Below are 976 nucleotides of genomic sequence, written 5' to 3' on the forward strand. Positions count from 1 at the left end.
GCTACACTAAGAATGCAGATATTCCAGTACCGTTTGATCCATCTAATAAAGATATGTACCGTGAAGTAACTCGTACTATCAATGTAGTTGATCCAATAACTGGTAAAATTAGTACAAGTGTACAAACTGCTAAGTTTACTCGTGAAGATAAAAATAGTAATGCCGGTTATACTGATCCAGTAACTGGCAAGACAACTATGAATCCATGGACTCCAGCTAAACAGGGATTACGTGCTGTTAATGTTGAACAAATCAAGGGTTATGTAGCCAAAGTTGATGGTAATGTAGACGCAGTAGTTGTAACTCCTGATTCAGCTAATATGGTAGTAACTATTACTTACCAAGCTAATAAGCCAGAAGGTCAAAACATTACTGTTAAGAAAGATACAGTACCAGATCCAGCAGATGGNCAGCCATAAAGAATAAAGATGAGATGCCAGATGGCACTAAGTACACATGGAAAGAAGTTCCAGATGTTAACTCTGTAGGTGAGAAGACTGGTATAGTAACTGTAACCTTCCCAGATGGTACATCAGTAGATGTTAAAGTAACTGTCTATGTTGATCCTGTTGTAGAAAGCAATAGAGATACATTATCTAAGGAAGCTAATACTGGTAATACTAATGTAGCCAAGGCAGCAACTGTAACTAGTTCTAAAGTTGAAAGTAAGAAGACTTTACCACAAACTGGTTCTAAGACTGAACAAGTAGGTATTTTAGGCTTAGCAATTGCCACTGTAGGTAGCTTATTAGGCTTAGGTGTTAACAGAAAGAAACGTCAAAAGTAGAAGAACTATTTATAATTGATCCAAAGAAAGATTAGGTGATAAACCTAATCTTTTTTTGTGCCTTAATTTGTTATTTGATCATGTTTAATAATTTTTCCTTAATAAATATTCATAAATTATATATTTATATGATAATAGCTGTTTTTTGAGACCGTAAAATGAGACCGTAAAATAGTTTGTGTAAGGATG

General features: G+C 34.6%; 2 protein-coding genes. Both read left to right on the forward strand.

Features of this window, described 5'->3' with window-relative positions:
- Positions 1-53: 53 nt before the first annotated feature.
- A partial coding sequence (locus tag FC45_RS07970) for a mucin-binding protein (protein ID WP_420911453.1) occupies positions 54-409 on the forward strand: 356 nt, incomplete at its 3' end.
- Between the two features lie 24 nt (positions 410-433).
- The gene (locus tag FC45_RS07920) at positions 434-787 is read left to right on the forward strand and encodes a Rib/alpha-like domain-containing protein (protein ID WP_236694528.1); all 354 of its coding nucleotides are present in this window, start codon (positions 434-436) and stop codon (positions 785-787) included.
- Positions 788-976: the final 189 nt, after the last annotated feature.

This window comes from Lactobacillus jensenii DSM 20557, from assembly GCF_001436455.1.
In the GTDB taxonomy this organism is placed as follows: domain Bacteria; phylum Bacillota; class Bacilli; order Lactobacillales; family Lactobacillaceae; genus Lactobacillus; species Lactobacillus jensenii.